This is a genomic window from Desulfopila sp. IMCC35006 (genome assembly GCF_005116645.1).
Lineage (GTDB): Bacteria > Desulfobacterota > Desulfobulbia > Desulfobulbales > Desulfocapsaceae > Desulforhopalus_A.
In genome coordinates this window covers 133946-151118 of the sequence record NZ_SWCM01000001.1, presented here as the reverse complement: position 1 = coordinate 151118, position 17173 = coordinate 133946, and the positions used below count along the sequence as shown (strand labels likewise).

Genomic DNA, 17173 nt, shown 5'->3' with positions numbered 1-17173 from the left:
AAAACGATCCAAAAATGCCATAATGAAGCTGGCCTCGGTTAAACTGGAAGAAAGATGGGATAAAGACCTTTTAAAATTAATTTCTCGCGGTAACGCATCAGGAGGATTCATGGCGGACATCACCTTTATCGTCGATACAGGCTGTCAATTTTCTGGAATTTCGGGACTGATTGACAGTTTTACTATCGCTAATCGATGGCATGCAACAAACACTGGGGATTGGTCGGAACCGCTCTTCACCACACGGATTCTCAGTCAGGATGGACAGGCAGTTAAGGTAAGTGGTGGTTTTCAGGTCCTGCCGGAAGGTGCGTTTCGCGATTCCCAGCAAACCGACGTGGTTATCGTGCCACCATATCTTCCCAGCGCCGATCTTCTTCCTGCTAATGCCACCTCGTTGCTCGATTGGATCGTTGCCAGGTATGATCAAGGGGTGACGATTGCCAGTGTATGCACCGGGAGTTTTGTTCTTGCGGAGACCGGGTTGCTGGATGGCAGACTGGCAACCACACACTGGTTTTACTCGAAACTCTTCAAACGTCGTTATCCAAAGGTCCTATTGGAGCCGGATCGAGTCCTCACGCGGGACAAAGGTTTGATCTGCTCAGGCTCTGTTTCGGCCTTCTACTATCTGGGGCTGCATCTGATTGAGAGTTTCGGTTCCTCGCACCTTGCGGCGCAATGCTCGAAGTCATTGCTCGTCGATCCTGGCAAGGCAAGCCAGTCCCCTTATGCGGTGTTTAATGTCCACAAGGGTCATGGTGACCAGGAAATATTGCGCGCCCAGGAACTGATAGAAGCACATTTTGCCGATGCCATAAGTATGAAAGACCTTGCCAGAGAGGTGGGGATAAGCCCCAGGCACTTTATCCGCAGGTTTAAAAAAGCCACGGATGAAACACCTCTGAGCTATCTGCAGCAGGTTCGTATCGAAAGGGCAAAAGACTGCCTGGAGACTTCCTTGGAGACGGTAAACGAGATAACCCAGGGGATAGGCTATGAAAACAGCAGCAGTTTCAGAAAATTATTCAAGGAAGCAACCGGCCTGTCACCCAGCGAATATCGAAGCAGATTTACTCGTGGAGACGGTGCAGCGTCCAGCGGCACCCGAGATCCTTCGGCATGTGCAGTTTTGAAAACATGGCGCAGTCGTAAAGCTTAGTTCTGACCCGCACTTTCCACGGCAGGTCTATTAAAAAAGACCATGTTTTTCATCCGCTGGGTAGAAAGCGTGAGGAAGAAGCTTGATGGGCAGGCTGTGCTTTTAATTGAAGCCTGCCCACCGCACCATCATCTCACCATCAGCTCGTCTTCTTCCTTTGGTGCATTCGAACCTGCTGCACAATAAAAACAGTACGCGACAATGGATATTATGACAAAGATAACAAAAAGTGCAAAACTGATGCTATACAGTACGCCGGTTACCAATGCAAAAAGCAGGATCTTCTGGGTCATTTTTTCTACCTTCAGATCGTATGTGCTGGTCTTCGTTTTTTGCAATTCTTTGCCGCACTGAGAGCAGTATTTATCCTCGATGATATCAAGATCCACATTGTTGAGCCCTTCGCATTTTTGACAAATGGCTTTTTCATAACTCTTTGACCAATATTGATTGCACAAACCGAACAACTTCGACGACCAATTTGTCTTCAGTTTATCGTCTATTATCCAGGTAATAAGGAATAATAACGACAAAACAGCAAGAAGATACCCCACGACGTACGATACTCCAACACAGAGTGCTACAAACATATTTACCACGATATCCACATCCAACCTCCATCAGCCTAGTACTTTTCAAGTTAATAATTTGCGACTAATCCTCTATTTTACAGGTTTATAATCATATGAAACATATCATATAAATGAAGGTCCAGAGGTTCTGTCGGCGAAGATGACACTCTGAGACCCGGACACTTTAGCATAATTTGCCCATAAAACGCTTCAATTTTCCCACGTGGTATTTTTGCACAATTGGCAAAATAGCGACCTCTCAATGATCTGAGTCCCAGCCCAACTTATGACTATCTTTTCGAAGCCATATTGCAAAGCAGCAGAACAGAAGGCGTTTTTCCTGATCAAGAAAAATATTTCATGAAACCAGGAAAACTTCCGGGAGCACAATCCTGCTGCCATAAATATTAGTCTGGTTACCCCTCCAGTTCAGCCTGTCGAAAAGGGGGGGGGGGGCTGCCGTTATTGCCGCCTGGCCGGGTTATGAGGTAAATTTGAGATTGATGCCCACATTTTTTAAATATTTGGCTTCCTGCTCTAGGCTGGTTCGTTGCAGGGGATGGTTGATCAGCTCATACGGTACAAATTGAAGGGTTAAATTATTCTCACTGGCAATCACCTGCTCAATAACTGCCGTCTCGTCTTTACGGGAGCGATGGAGCAGGGTGGCGAGACGAAGAAGAATTGCCAGCCGCAGGGCGGTCTCTTGATCCTTTTCCGGTAAACCTTCGAATAATTTTTTCGATATTTTTTTACGATGGCAACGCACCAGAACACTCATCCAGGCCTGCTCCTCTAAAGAAAATCCGGGAAGATCCGCGTGGTACAGGAGATACGCGCCATGTTTCTGATATCCACTCAACGAAACCGCAAGCCCAATCTCATGCAGGCTGCTTGCCCAGTGCAGTCTTTCGGCGTCTTCCAGCCGCAGGTTCCAGGCTTTTTCACAGGCGGTTAAAAGACGGTGTGACGTTAAGCTCACTCGTCGCGCATGGTTCTGGCTGATTTGAAACCGTTGCTGTACACTGGAAACCGTTTTCAAACGGGTATCTTCGCTCTGAATGCGGCCCAGGCGATCGTACAGCAGGCCTTCCCGCAAGGCGCCTTCGGAAATCTGCATGGTTTCAATGTGCAGTGCCTCAAAGGTGGCAATAAGGATGGCCAGTCCTCCTGCAAAAACAGGTTGACGATCACTGTCTAAGCCGGGAAGATCAAGATTTTTTATATGTCCGGCCGCTATCATTCTATTCCGGATTTCGTATAAACTGTCCCGGGTGATAGTATAGGTCTCAAGTCCAAGCGCTTTCACAATGCTTCCCGCGGCCCTGATTGTTCCGGATGCCCCGGTGGCAGAGACCCAGCCGACTTTTCGAAAATGGCGTCGTACCGGGCGTAATTCCAGATGAGCGGCAATCTTCGCCTTTTCCCAATTCTGCTTGCTGAGCATTCCATTTCGAAAGAATGCGCGACTCATGCTCACGCAGCCCATTTCGAGGCTGCTGAGATGCAGAGGTTCGAAACCCTCACCGATAATCAATTCAGTACTGCCTCCGCCAATATCCATCACCAGCCGTTTTCCATCCCCCGCCACCAGCGAATGGGAAACACCAAGGTAGATCAGGCGAGCCTCCTCCTTTCCCCCAATTATTGAGATCGGGTGGCCCAGAACCTCACTTGCGCTTTGTAAAAACTGACGGGAATTTTTTGCCTGGCGCAGGGTATTTGTGCCCACCGCCGCCACACTGCCCTGGGGTAATTTCTGCACCCGTTCCGCAAAACGATCAAGGCAGGAAAGGGCGCGGACACGTGCTTCTTCAGTCAATCTGCCATTTTTGTCAAGACCGCCTCCCAGGCGTACCATTTCCTTTAAACTATCAAGAATGTGAACATGGCCGTCCTCAATGCGGGCGACTACCAGGTGAAAGCTGTTGGAGCCCAGGTCGATGGCGGCTAAATATTGTGGTGATTGCTGTTGATCATTCATAGAAAATTTGATGAAACCCTGAGGTTCAGCACAGAAGGTCAAGAGGGACATGGGGTGACCTTTGCACGGGTGTTCCGCAGCCCGGATGGCTGCGGTCAAGCACCCAGGGATGGGTGTTTGGCGACAATTATAATTGTTTTGGAGTGCATTCGTATTTAAGCCGGACCTTTTTGCTGCCTGACTATATCGACTGAGATCTCCACCGCCGGAACCGTTCCTCTGTTCTCAAGCCAGTGTGTGGTGTTCCTGTCCTCGGGCCAGCCCGCACCCGGTCCATAGTCGGTACTGACTCCATTTCGGTGGTCAGTGATTGTTCCTTGCAGTATGTAGACGGTGCCTGGTCTGTCTTTATGGTCGTGAACCGGGCCGAAGACGCCTCCGGGCTCGATGGTCACCATACGCATTCGAAGCTCACGCCCTGCCATCCCCTCAATTTCAGGGCCAAGGTCAACCGTTGAAAGTAACTGCACCGTAACGCCTTTCGTCTCAGGTGCGACCTGTTCGTTTTCCATCGTGCCCTCCTCTCTGCCGTGCCAGAGCTAGATAATACCACAAATTGAAACTGGGGCTTTGCCGTTTGCCTTCATGGCCTTGTCTTCGTGTCTTTTCTCAGTATCTATTCGCTGTACTTCATCATAAGCAGCACTGATGGTGAAAGGAATGGTACATGGCAAAATGTATAGTGGACAAAGAGAAAAAACGCTCGGTACAATACAGATTGATAGTTGCAGCGCTCCGCCTTAAGCGTCATTGCCTGAGGATCAGGACTGGACAGAGACATGGGCGCTGGGTGCATTGTCCTTCTTATCGACCCCGAAATAAATAGTCTGATGCGGAAATGGTATCTCAATGTCGAGTTGATCAAACTTATTTTTCATAAGCCGGTTGAATTCCCGGCCCACCCACCATTGTTTTGATGCGACGGTCCCGATCCGCGCCTTGATGATGACCGCAGAGTCAGCAAAGGAATCAACACCAAGCACTTCGATTGGTGCCAGAATTACCTGGCCATATTCGGGATTGCTCTGCAGCTCGGCACCGATCTCCTTCAGTACATTTATTACCTCGTCCACGCTTTCACGATAGCCTATTCCAACATCAAGAACATAATGTGATTACCACTAAACTTCAGCACATGGGGATATGAGGTGCCCTTTGCACGGGTGTTCCGCAGCCTGGATAGCTGCGGTCAAGCCCCCAGGGATGGGTTTACGGCGTCCCGACAAACGAACAGCTCATCCCCTGGTTCAGGAGCTGAACATTAGGGGTAATGAGGTAACACAATACGAAAAATCTTTGGTTTTATTACTTACTGTGGTGATGGCACTGCAAGGGATAGTGTGCACGGTGCCTCGTCTCTTGAAAATTCGCCATAGTATTGCAGAATTTGCAATTTCTAATGACACTTCAAATAATTTTGAAAGACAGGATCTTTGAAAAAATTATCAACTGCAAGATGGATCGCATATGCCGCAGCGAGATCTCCGAGACCGCTCCCGGATTCACCAACATAGGTCTGCGTGTAATGTATCTCGGGAATATGTATTTTAATTTTGCAAATTGACCCAAAGGACCAAACGCCTTCCTGGGATTGAAGTTCTTCAAGGGAAACTACGATATCACTGCCTGAACCAACCTTTATCCTGCTTGCGCTAAGCCTGTTCTCAACATACTTTATAATTTCATTCGTGAAATCCTTTGGTATCACATACCATCTGCAACCTCCCATGGCTTTGTCGATACAGTACTCTTCAGTGCGTGATTCTCCATTTACCACTCTAAGTGATCTGGTCTCCGGACATCTGCCATCAACAGAGAGATCCATTGTTTGCGTCCCTAATTTACTCGCCATATTTTCAGGATCCAAACGATTGGAGACCATCTTGCCTGCATTAATGGAGCAGCCTGATAAAAAAACGAGGCACAAGACCATACACATGAAGCAAAAGTGGGCAAAATATTTCATCTCTTCCTCCTTTCTGGGTTGTGTGAGTGGGAGCTATGTTTGTTTTTAAGTTTCCAGGTCTAGGGCTGGACTTTGGCTGAATGCACATCCAGGGATATTTTTATCTCTCAGATTAGTCACGCAACGACCCGACTTTCTTTAGCTTCATTCATATTTTTTGGTATTCTCGAAAACGGAGGCTGATGAATTGGGCGAATTATCGGAAGACCGTGCTCATCAGGTAAACGGTATAGCCGATGTAGCAGATCAGCAGGGCTCCCCCCTCAACGCGGTTGATACGACCAGGACCCTTGAATCCGTAACAAATGAAGAATAGCGATACGGTTAACGCAACCATGACCAGGATGTCCCTGGAAAAAACTTCAGGCCCGACAGTCATTGGATGAATCGTCCCGGCGATCCCTACCACGGCTAATGTGTTGAACAGGTTGGAGCCTAGAATATTTCCCAGAGCAATGTCATGCTCGCCTTTGCGGGTGGCAATTATAGACGAAGCCAGTTCCGGCAATGACGTTCCGACCGCGACAATGGTCAGGCCGATGATCATATCACTAACACCAAAGCCATGGGCGATCTCAACTGCACCCCACACGAGGATGCGGGAGCTGACAATCAACAAAACCAGACCGAGCAAAAGCCAGAAGACCGCCCGAGGCAATGGCATGGCGTGTACATCCAGTTCCTGTTCCATTTCTTTACCAAGGGTATCATCTTTCTTTCGCAAGCCTTGCCATACGGTCCACGTCATTAATCCTACGAATACACCGAGCAATATACAGGCGTCGAAACGAGTGATTTCGCCATCCCAGAGCTGCCAGGCGGCCAGGATTGAAATGGCGGTGAGGATAGGCAGCTCCTTGTGCAACACCTGCGAATGAACGGCTATCGGGTTGATGAGCGCAGTAAGACCGAGGATCAAGGCGATGTTGGTAATGTTTGAGCCGTAGGCATTGCCAAGTGCAATTCCTGGATTTCCCTGAAATGCGGAAAGAGCCGATACCACCATTTCTGGCATGGAAGTGCCAAATCCGACGATAACCATGCCGATCAAAAGTGGTGGCATGCCAAAATGTCGTGCAGTAGAGGCTGAGCCCTCTACAAAACGGTCGGCGCTCCAGACGAGGAGTGCCAAGCCTGCAATCAACGCAAAAATAGGCAAAGTCAAAGCTTCATGTTTCCTTGATTGTAGTTTTCGCTATTCACCTGTTGCCCTTCAGAGGTCTGAAAGCAGCCCTTCTCCAACAGGTACCTTCGTCTGGTAAAGAAATGATGAAGAACGAGAGAGTAAATAGAGAGAAGAGATCTGGACTCCCGTTACGGTTAAAACCAATATTGATAGAGTAGCTCTTAAAGCCCAAACGACGCAATGCAGACAGATACGGCCCTTTCCTTGAAATAATCGCGCATACTCTTATGTGATTACCACTAAAGCTCAGCTTAGAAGGTCCAGAGGGTTATGAAGTGCCCTTTGCACGGGTGTTCCGCAGCCTGGATGGCTGCGGTCAAGCCCCCAGGGATGGGTTTATGGCGTCCCGTGAAAAGGGCACTTCATAACCCCATAGAGCTGAGCTTTAGTGGTAATCACATAGTCTTATTCTTCTTGTGAACCATACAGCGGAACATTTAATAATCAGATCGACTCGTACATTAGGTAAGCTTTCCTTGTATTGTACCTTCAGAATCCTTTGAAATATAGGTTTCCTTGAAAATTGCTTTGAATTCTTGTGGAGAAGTTAAGGCTGTGTCTAATGCTTTGTTGTTGTACAAGGATACGTAAAGAGCAGCAGAATAAGCCTGACGGTTTGTAGATTTTTTATGGTTAAACTTTATATCTGAAAAATCTCGGTAAGTCAATAATTCATTAGCTAAATCGGTATGTTGTTAGAGTGCATTAACGTACAACCAGTCGTAGAAAAAAGTCCTGGGTTGTATCGGAAATCTTGACCATAAAATTCAAAACATTTCAGGTTGCCTGAGCTTTTAATCCCTGGATCTTTCTTTGTTTCACGGGAAAAACCTTCCAGTAAATCTAGACAGGGGCCTCCCTTTTCCGAGGCGAAAGAAATTGACGATTCCCCTGTAATACGATAGGATTGCCGCCAATCACAATAGGAAAACAGCTTATTTAAACCGCGATATTTTCCTGTTGAACCGTACATAAAACCAGACACTATGAGGAGTTGTTATGAAGAATTTATGTTTAACTGCATTTCTTGTTTTTGCTGTTTTGGTAAGTTCAGCTTCTGCCGCAAAACTCGTTGTTGCCACGGATACGAACTTCCCTCCTTTTGAATTTAAAGATCCTAAAACTGGCCAGCACGTCGGTTTTGATGTGGAGCTCTGGGCAGCAATAGCAAAGGAAGCAGGCCTTGATTATGAGTTGCAGCCAATGGCGTTTAAGGGAATCGTACCTGGTCTTCAATCTTCCCAGTTAGATGCAGGTATTGCGGGTATGTCAATCACCGATGAACGTAAAAAGGTTATTGATTTTTCCGACGGATATTATGATTCAGGCCTTCTTCTTCTTGTGCCAAAAGACAGTTCCATTCAAGGATTAGCCGATCTTGCTGATAAAACCGTGGCGACTAAAACAGGAACCACCACTGTTGATTTCTTGAAAGAAAAATCGCCGAAGACCGCGCTAAAACTTTTCCCAAATGATAATGCAATGTTCATGGAGCTTATGACAGGTGGTGTTGATGCCGTTATGTTTGACAAGCCTGTCGTTGAATCTTTTCTGAGTAAGAGCGGTGCTGGCAAAGTTAAAATCGTGGGCGATCTCTATTCAGGTCAGCCATACGGTATTGGATTTCCTAAGGGTTCTCCAGTAGTTGAGAAGGTCAATGCAGCCCTTGCTAAATTAAAAGCTAATGGTGAATACGCTAAGATTTATGAAAAATGGTTTGGTGTTGCTCCTCGCTAAGTAAAGACGGTTCATCCTACTTAGGGGGCGAGTGCGTTGTCACACTTTGCCCCCTTTTTCTTTTCTTATAGAGATCCATTATGGCATTTAATTTTGAACCATCAATTATTGTTGAATCAATCCCTCAGCTTTTAAAAGGTGCTGAGCTCACTGTCTATCTCACCGTGGCTGGGCTCTTTTTTGGTTTTATTCTTGGCGCTATTTTTGGTCTGATGAAATTGTCTCCATCATGGATCGTTCGTAAAATAGCCGGATTGTATATAGAGACGATACGAGGCACACCGATGCTGGTGCAGGCGATGTTTCTCTATTTCGGTCTCCCAATGGCGTTTGGCTTTAGACTGCCGGCCATGGGGGCTGGTGTTATTGTTATTGCCGTGAATTCAGGTGCCTATATAGCTGAAATTGTGCGTGGTGCAGTGCAATCGATTGATACCGGGCAGATGGAGGCAGGGCGTTCCATTGGCTTAAATGCAATGCAAACAATGCGTTATATCATTTGGCCCCAGGCATTCAGGCGTATGTTGCCTCCCTTGGGTAATCAATTTATTATCAGCCTTAAAGATACCTCATTGCTGATGATTATCGGTGTGGGGGAGCTATTACGAACGGGTGATGAGATCGTCGCAGTTAACTTCAGGGCTTTTGAGGTATATCTTGCCGTCGGCCTTATTTATCTCTCCATGACTATGAGTATTGCGAAGGTTTTACAGATACTTGAAAAACGTATGAAAATAGAGGGGAGATAAATATGATAAAAATTCAAAATCTCTATAAATCATTCGGGGAAATTGAGGTGTTGCGCGGTGTAAATCTTCAGGTATCGCAAGGCGAGGTTGTGGTTATTATCGGCCCTTCCGGGTCTGGTAAGTCAACTGTTTTGCGTTGTATAAATAAACTTGAAAAACCAACAAGCGGTACCATTCTGGTAGACAATTTTGATATTATGGACAAGCATACCGATATCAATATGGTTCGCACAGAAGCTACCATGGTGTTTCAGCATTTTAACCTTTTCCCTCATATGACGGTGCTTGAGAATATTACTCTTGGACCTATAAAGGTGAGGAAAATGAATAAAGCCAAGGCAAATGAATTGGGGCAAGCACTTCTTGCCAAAGTGGGCTTGAGTGATAAGGATACAAACTTCCCAGACCAGCTCTCTGGTGGGCAAAAGCAGCGTGTGGCAATAGCGCGGGCTCTTGCCTTGCAGCCTAAGGCAATTCTGTTTGACGAACCCACCTCGGCACTGGATCCGGAACTTGTTGGTGAAGTGCTTGAAGTAATGAAACAACTTGCTCTTGAAGGGATGACCATGGTGGTGGTGACCCACGAGATGGGTTTTGCCAAAGAGGTCGCTGATCGAGTCGTCTTCATCGATGAAGGTGTTATCCAGGTGGATAAACCGCCTGAGGAGTTTTTCACGAACCCTGAACATCCACGGCTTAAAGATTTTCTTGTCAGGGTTGTCTCGTAGAGAACTCTCTGCTGATACACCATTCTGTTTAGCAAGGAAAAGGGGGGGAGAGGTCTGCTTTTGACTCTTTCCGTCTTATTTTAAAATCCCATGTTTCCAGTAACTTCTCACCATATTTTCGGCTAACAAACAGCTAGATTCCACTTGGAAGTTTGGCCTGCATCATCTTCTTTCTGTCGATTCTGCGTCCGTCTACTATGAATGTGCCGTCACCAACAGCATGGAGCGTTTTTTTCTCCTCTCGAGTACTGTCAAAGTATGCTGCAACACCCTGAAGCACAACGATGTTGTATTGAGTCAAGATATCAACAACCTTGCATTCGATGTTTGCGAGGCATTCCTTGATGATTGGGGGCCGAACATATTTGGCTTTCAAGCGAGTGAGTTTAAACTTTGTAAACTTATCCGTATCAGCCCCAGAGCACGTTCCCACTCCAACAACGGTATCAATGAGGTCCACCGTTGGGATTGAAATTACACACTCCTTCGATTCTTGAAGTGCGATGTATGAATAATTCCATGGTCCGGTGGTAATGGCAAACTCTGCTGTAAAGTCCAATACCATGGTCCACGTGATGGTCATCACATTGTCTTTTTGGCCGTCATTCGTAGTTACCAAGACAACCGGTCCCGGTTCTATCAGTGTGAATACCCTGCTCATCTGCAGACTTTCCATGTCCATCTCCGTTCGGGTATCCAAGTCCACATATTTTCATTAAGTCTTTCCAGGTAAATCAGGAGGTATGGACTATAGGCAAATATGAGGATTAATGCGTTCTGTCCTTTTTTGTCTCAACTATTTCGCTCGATTTTTTAGTCCCCTTAATCCCTTTGATAACGCCCCACCAGGCGGTTCATTCCGATAAGATGTGGCTCTGTCTTTTCCAGAAGCTGCCATAGGTTCAATCCCGGTGCCAGGGTGACTGCCTTATCCAGTGCCAGTACCCAAAAATAATAATTATGCAGGCCGTGCCCATTGGGCGGCATGGGGCCGTTATAGCCGGTTTTGCCGAAATCAGTAATACCGTTGGTATACAAATGCGTGCCTTCATCCAGATGTTGCACGTCTCCGGGAATATTATACAGCACCCAGTGTACAAAACCATAGGTACCTCTGCTGCTTACCAGAGGGGCATCCGGGTCGTGACAGATAACGGCAAAGGCCTTTGTCCCATCAGGCGGATTTTCCCAGGTCAACGCTGGTGAAACATCTTCTCCTTCTCCGGTAAATCTGGATGGTATTAGAGTATCCTGCTTGAATGCATCACTTTTTAACTGCATTCTTGTCGGTGCAAAAACCATGATGTCTCTCCTTTTTGTCTGTGTTTTTTCCTGTCAACTCCATTGCCTGGAGGTTGCAAGCCGTAGATGCCTTGTATACTATGTAGTTGTATGAGGGGGCAAGTCAGCCCTCGACTCACCTGATCTGGGCCAAAATTCCATATAATTCAACTAGATCCGAACTATTGTTATCCAGCAATTACAAAAAACTACAGATTGGCAGGTAATGTCGCCGCGGTCATAATGGAGTACCACGACAAAGTCGTAGTATCTTGTGTGATTACTTCTGGTTATATTTTTACCACCTACAATTTAGTATTACAATTGCTTATTCGGCAATTTTACCAGTCTGCCTGGCAGGGCGGTTCGTCACACATTCTTCATCCGAATCCTTGAGATAGCGGGAGGGTGGTTTGATCTCCAAGGAGCCGGTTGGTCGAATTGAACCCAGAGCCGCCTCACCTTATATTTTGAAAGAAGATCAATAAAAACATCGATATTGGACACTGAGTGCGGTAAACCTAAAGCAGGATGTTGCAATACTAATCAATACCATGGCCGCCTCATATAAAATGTCCGGAGAACCTCAGGATTTCCTGCATCAGTGCCTTCTTTTTGATATCGAAATAAACGAGAACAACACTGTTTATTCGATTGGTGCTTCCTGCCAGGGAAAATCTTTTCTGATGAGTTCTGGAAAAAAAATATCGCTGCAGCAGCTGCAGGAATTTGATGCCTTTGGCCGTTTCGCACCCTTTGTTCTTGGGCACAATATCCTGGACCATGACATCCCGCGGCTTCGGCAGCTTGCTCCTTTTCTGCAGCTCCTGAAAAAACCGGCAATTGACACCCTCTATCTCTCGCCGCTGGCCTTCCCGGAAAATCCTTACCACCGTCTAATCAAAGATTATCAGCTGGTGCGGGACAGTATCAATGATCCGGTACAGGATGCCCTGTTGGCCGGGAAAATATTTATTGAGCAGTGGGGCGCCTTTGCCGCCCAGATGACTGCAGGTTCCGATGCCCCGATACTCTACAGAAGTTTTTTGCAGCAGGATGAAAATCTTGCCGGCACGGCTGCGGCTCTGGGAGCAATGGGTATTCCTCTTCTGGAAGGAGATGATCTGTATGAATCCTTTTCCTGGCTGGCGGTAAAACATGGCTGCAGGAGTGGGGTGGAAAATATTGTCGAGCGATTGCTGTACGGGACCCTGAGCCATACACCGCTTGCCTACATAACTGCCTGGCTGACGGTTGCTGGCGGGAATTCCGTCCTGCCGCCCTGGGTCCGGCATCGTTTTACCGAAGTGGTGGTTTTACTCGATCAACTGCGGGAGAACAGCTGCGGCAGAAGCGATTGCAGCTATTGCCGGGAGCACCACAACCCCCGGGCGTATCTGCACAATTATTATGGTTTCGAGGACTTCCGGCCAGATCCGGCCACCGGGGACGGCAAAAGCCTCCAGGCCGAAATAGTGGCAGCCGCCGCCAGAAATCTGTCGATTTTTGCCACGCTGCCAACAGGAGGCGGGAAGTCGCTGTGCTATCTGCTGCCCGCCCTGATGCGTTATCAGCGGCGCAACATGCTGACCATCGTTATCTCGCCTCTCCAGGCACTGATGAAAGATCAGGTGGATAATTTTCAGAAACAGACCGGTACAAAGCTTGCCGCAGCCCTCTACGGCATGTTGACCATGCCCGAGCGCGGGGAGGTTATCGAAGCGGTTCGTCTTGGCGATGTCGGGATTCTGTTTGTTTCCCCTGAACAGCTGCGCAATCACTCCTTTATTAAGACCATCAGCCAGCGGGAAATCGGTGCCTGGGTCTTTGATGAAGCTCATTGCCTGTCCAAATGGGGACATGATTTCCGGCCTGATTATCTCTACGCCATCCGGTTTATTCGCGAGTTTGCCCAAAAGGAAACCACCGTCATCCCGCCGGTCGAGTGTTTTACCGCCACCGCGAAAAAGGATGTGCGGGCCGAAATTATCGACATCATCCAGAGCCAACTTGGCTTGCGAATCATCCAATTTGCCGGAGGGCATGAACGAACCAACCTGCATTATGAAGTGTGGCCGGTGGAAAAGCATGAAAAGAACCAGACAATCCTCGAGTTGCTGAAAGCGAGATATCAGGGAACCGGCAGTGTGGTCATCTATTGCGCGACCCGGAAAAACACCGAAAAACTGGCGGAATTTCTCCAGCTCGCCGGGTACACGGCAGAGGCCTTTCATGCCGGTATCGAGCCCTCACTGAAAAAACGCATTCAGGAAAATTTTATCGAAGGGACTACTCCTGTTATTTGTGCGACCAACGCCTTTGGCATGGGCATCGATAAGGACGATGTCCGGCTGGTGATTCATGCCGATATCCCGGGATCGCTGGAGAACTATCTGCAGGAAGCCGGCCGGGCCGGTCGGGATCGCAGTGGTGCCGAGTGTATCCTCATTTTTGCCGAGCAGGATATAGAAGGGCAGTTTCGTCTTTCCAGCAGCTCCCGCCTGACCCAACGCGAGATTGCTCAGTTTCTTCGCGGTCTGCGCTATGCCGCGAAAGGTGAAGAATCGGTGGTGTTGACCGCCGGTGAATTATTGCGCCTTGATGTGGTCGATATGGATATGGCAGACCATCCCGATGCAGTAACCCAGGTGAACACTGCCGTTTCCTGGCTGGAGCGAGCGGGCTTTCTTGAACGTAACGAAAATAAGACCCGGGTCTTTCAGGGCAAACCGCTGGTTCGCAGCCTGGATGAGGCAACTGAAAAAATGGCTAAAATGGGCCTTTCCAGGCGGCAGCAGGCCAGATGGCTGGCGATTCTGGCCCTTTTGATGGAACGGCGGCCAAACCGGGCATTCAGTGCCGATGAACTGGCGGGTCAGTCTTCTTTTGCCGCCACGCCCGAGGATCCGGTGTCCGAATCGGAAACCCTGCGTGTTATCCGAACCATGGAAGATATGGCCGAGCAGGGGCTGCTCTCCAAGGAGACGATGCTCTCTGCCTATGTCCGCTTTAAAGTGCAGAACAGTGCGGAAAAACAGTTGCAGCAGATAATTGGGCTGGAAAATGATTTTCTGCATGTTCTGCAGGAAACGGCACCGGAGGCCGAAGTCGAGAGTCCTCTCGAAATCGATCTTCGCCAGGTAAACCAGCAGCTGCTGGACCGGGGCTTTGCAAACAGCAACCCAAACATCCTGAAACTCATCCTCTATGGCCTCTCCCGGGACGGCAAGGGACTGGCCGGGCAGAGCGGCAGCCTTTCCCTCAGGGCTTCGGGAAACAACCGGTTCACCCTGTGGCTGCATCGCGACTACCACTCGCTGCTGCAGACCGTGCGTATCCGGCAGCTTGCCGCCGCTGCCGCTTTGCAGGTAATCGTCGGCGCCATTGCGCCATCAGCCAAACCAAACGCCAGTCTTCTGGTCGAGTTCACCCTGGAAAAAGTGATTGCCGGCCTGAAAACCGATCTGCTGCTTCTGCCCCAGCTCCGGGACCCTCTTGCCGCGGCAGAGCGGGCGCTGACCTTTATGCACGAGCAGGGAGTGATCGAACTCCAGCAGGGGCTGGCCGTCTTCCGCCAGGCCATGACCATCCGCATCAACCCGGAAGCGAAAGGCAAACGATATTCCGGAGCCGATTTTTCTCCGCTGAAAACCCACTACAGCGAGCGTAATTTCCAGATTCATGTGATGAACGAGTATGCCAGGCGGGCGCTGGAGAAGCTCAGTGTGGCCATGAACCTGGTTGCTTCCTATTTCAATGACGATAAAGAGGATTTCATTCAGAGATTTTTCCCGGGCAAGGAAAAATATTTGGCGAGGGCGACGAGCGAACAGTCGTATCTCAGGATTGTCGATGATCTGAAAAATGACCGCCAGGAACGCATCGTCGCTGCGGCAACGGATAAGAACATGCTGGTTCTCGCCGGCCCGGGTTCGGGCAAGACACGGGTCGTCGCCCATCGGGTGGCGTATCTGCTTCGGGTGAAAAGAGTGAAGCCCGAGTCCATTCTGGTTTTATGTTTTAACCGCAGCGCGGTGATGAGTCTTCGCCGGAGGATGCGGGATCTGGTCGGCAATGACATGTCCCGCGTCACGACCCTTACCTTTCACGGCCTGGCCCTGCGCCTGACCGGCAGGTCTCTGGTTGGTGCCAGCCGGGACAGTAGCGGGGAAATTGATTTTTCCTCGGTTATCCAGGATGCAATACGGCTGTTGCAAGGCGAGGGAGATGCCACAGGTTTCGGCGCTGTTCCACCCAGATATGCACTGGTTGGCAGGATCAGCCATATCCTGGTCGATGAATATCAGGATATCGATGCCGAGCAGTATGAGCTTGTCGCCCTGCTGGCCGGCAAGACCCTGGAAGAAAAGGATCAGAAGATGACCATCCTGGCCGTGGGGGACGACGACCAGAATATCTATCGGTTCCGGGGGGCCAATGTCGGGTTTATCCGTAAATTCCAGGAGGATTACCAGGCGGAGATCCATTACCTCATCGAAAATTATCGATCGACCGCCAATATCATTAGTGCGGCAAATGGACTTATCAGCCTGAACAGCGATCGGATGAAGACCGGGCAGTCGCTGCAGGTTAATGAAGCGAGGCTGAGTCTGCCGGCCGGCGGCAACTGGCAGCTCAATGATCCGCTCACCAGGGGGAAGGTACAGCGCATCAATGTCGGCAGCAGGGAAGATCAGGCCTGGACCCTGCTCGAGGAGATGCGGCGTCTGCAGCGGCTGCAGAGTGGTTTTGCTTTCAGCGAATGTGCCGTTCTTGCCCGGGAGTGGCAGGGGCTCGATATGGTCCGGACGGTTTTCGAGCAGGAGGCCATTCCGGTCAGTTTAAACTGGGGCCGCAGCAGTGCGTTTCCCCGTCTGACGAAAATCCGGGAAAACGCCCTGCTGCTTGACCACTTGCGGGAAACGAGGCAGCAGAGCAGAACGGCCGGGTCTCTTCTTGCCTTTGTTCCGGCTGAGGCTAGCGCCGATACGATCTGGCAGCGCAATCTCAGAAGGCTGATAGGTGAATGGCGGGAGGAAACAAGCGATATCCCGCAGCCCGTTCCAGTTGTAGAAGACTATTTTTATGAAGCGCTCTCCGATCAGGGCCGCTCGAAAAATCTTTCCGACGGCATTTTTCTTTCCACGGTTCATTCCATAAAAGGCCTTGAGTTTGACCATGTTTTTCTGCTGGGCCATGGCTGGCAGAAGAAGCAGGGCACGGAGATGGAAGAGGAGCGCCGGTTGTATTATGTCGGCATGTCCCGTGCCAGGCAGACACTGCATCTTTTTAATCCGGTGGGCATGGACAATCCCCACGCGAGCGCGATTGCCGGGGAATATTTAATAGCCCGCCAGGCTGCGCCCATAAAGAAAAAGGAGCCCATCAACAGACAATACCGTCTGCTGGGGTTGACCGATCTTTTTCTGGACTTTGCCGGATTAAAACCTGTCAACCATCAGGTACGCAGAGCCTTGCAGCAGTTGCAGGCCGGAGATCGGTTGCAGCTGGCGAAACGAAAGGAACATTTTGAACTGGTCAATGGCGAAGGGCTGTCGGTTGCCCGACTGTCAAAGAGTGCACAGGCACAATTGCAGGGAAAGGTGGACTTCGTGCGGGCAGGCAGGGTGGTTGCCATGGTTCGGCGGTATAAAACGGATAGTGCGGATAAACGCTTCAGCAACAGCTGTTATGGTGATCACTGGGAGGTGCCGATAGTTGAAGTCGAGTTAACCCGGTGAAGCTTGATGGTTTCGCAACATTTGTGAAAAATACGTGAAAGGTGGTTCCCATGCGGCGCATGGGAAC

General features: G+C 49.2%; 12 protein-coding genes and 1 pseudogene. 5 read left to right on the top strand and 8 right to left on the bottom strand.

Annotation, left to right across the window (positions count from 1 at the left end):
• The first annotated feature begins 109 nt into the window (after positions 1 to 109).
• Positions 110 to 1162, top strand: a complete 1053-nt coding sequence (locus tag FCL47_RS00650; RefSeq protein WP_167496304.1) for a GlxA family transcriptional regulator — start codon at positions 110 to 112, stop codon at positions 1160 to 1162.
• Between the two features lie 128 nt (positions 1163 to 1290).
• Here FCL47_RS00650 and FCL47_RS00645 read toward each other — a convergent pair whose 3' ends face one another.
• The 6 genes and pseudogenes from FCL47_RS00645 to FCL47_RS00620 form a co-directional block, all read right to left on the bottom strand.
• Positions 1291 to 1770, bottom strand: a complete 480-nt coding sequence (locus tag FCL47_RS00645) for a hypothetical protein (protein ID WP_136811507.1) — start codon at positions 1768 to 1770, stop codon at positions 1291 to 1293.
• Between the two features lie 445 nt (positions 1771 to 2215).
• Positions 2216 to 3718, bottom strand: a complete 1503-nt coding sequence (ppx, locus tag FCL47_RS00640) for an exopolyphosphatase (RefSeq protein ID WP_136811505.1) — start codon at positions 3716 to 3718, stop codon at positions 2216 to 2218.
• A 155-nt stretch (positions 3719 to 3873) separates the two neighbouring features.
• Positions 3874 to 4230, bottom strand: coding sequence for a cupin domain-containing protein (locus FCL47_RS00635; RefSeq protein WP_136811503.1), 357 nt, complete (start codon positions 4228 to 4230; stop codon positions 3874 to 3876).
• Positions 4231 to 4479: 249 nt separating this feature from the next.
• Positions 4480 to 4812: pseudogene (locus FCL47_RS00630) on the bottom strand (mechanosensitive ion channel family protein); the annotation flags it as partial.
• 302 nt (positions 4813 to 5114) lie between these two features.
• Positions 5115 to 5684, bottom strand: a complete 570-nt coding sequence (locus FCL47_RS00625) for a hypothetical protein (RefSeq protein ID WP_136811499.1) — start codon at positions 5682 to 5684, stop codon at positions 5115 to 5117.
• Positions 5685 to 5880: 196 nt separating this feature from the next.
• Positions 5881 to 6849, bottom strand: coding sequence for a calcium/sodium antiporter (locus FCL47_RS00620; RefSeq protein ID WP_136811497.1), 969 nt, complete (start codon positions 6847 to 6849; stop codon positions 5881 to 5883).
• Positions 6850 to 7869: 1020 nt separating this feature from the next.
• On the opposite strand from FCL47_RS00620, the gene glnH reads away from it, so the two are divergent.
• The 3 genes from glnH (at position 7870) to FCL47_RS00605 (ending at position 10084) form a co-directional block, all read left to right on the top strand.
• Positions 7870 to 8607 (top strand): glutamine ABC transporter substrate-binding protein GlnH, encoded by a 738-nt coding sequence (gene glnH / locus FCL47_RS00615; protein WP_136811495.1) that lies wholly within the window; start codon positions 7870 to 7872, stop codon positions 8605 to 8607.
• Positions 8608 to 8687: 80 nt separating this feature from the next.
• Positions 8688 to 9356 (top strand): amino acid ABC transporter permease, encoded by a 669-nt coding sequence (locus FCL47_RS00610; protein ID WP_136811493.1) that lies wholly within the window; start codon positions 8688 to 8690, stop codon positions 9354 to 9356.
• 2 nt (positions 9357 to 9358) lie between these two features.
• Positions 9359 to 10084 (top strand): amino acid ABC transporter ATP-binding protein, encoded by a 726-nt coding sequence (locus FCL47_RS00605; RefSeq protein ID WP_136811491.1) that lies wholly within the window; start codon positions 9359 to 9361, stop codon positions 10082 to 10084.
• Between the two features lie 133 nt (positions 10085 to 10217).
• Here the strand turns inward: FCL47_RS00605 and FCL47_RS00600 are convergent, their stop codons facing one another.
• The gene (locus FCL47_RS00600) at positions 10218 to 10760 is read right to left on the bottom strand and encodes a flavin reductase family protein (RefSeq protein ID WP_136811489.1); all 543 of its coding nucleotides are present in this window, start codon (positions 10758 to 10760) and stop codon (positions 10218 to 10220) included.
• A gap of 146 nt (positions 10761 to 10906) precedes the next feature.
• Positions 10907 to 11386, bottom strand: coding sequence for a YbhB/YbcL family Raf kinase inhibitor-like protein (locus tag FCL47_RS00595; RefSeq protein ID WP_136811487.1), 480 nt, complete (start codon positions 11384 to 11386; stop codon positions 10907 to 10909).
• A gap of 551 nt (positions 11387 to 11937) precedes the next feature.
• Between FCL47_RS00595 and FCL47_RS00590 the strand changes: the two genes are divergently transcribed.
• Positions 11938 to 17106, top strand: a complete 5169-nt coding sequence (locus FCL47_RS00590; RefSeq protein WP_136811485.1) for a RecQ family ATP-dependent DNA helicase — start codon at positions 11938 to 11940, stop codon at positions 17104 to 17106.
• The last annotated feature ends 67 nt before the right edge of the window (positions 17107 to 17173 follow it).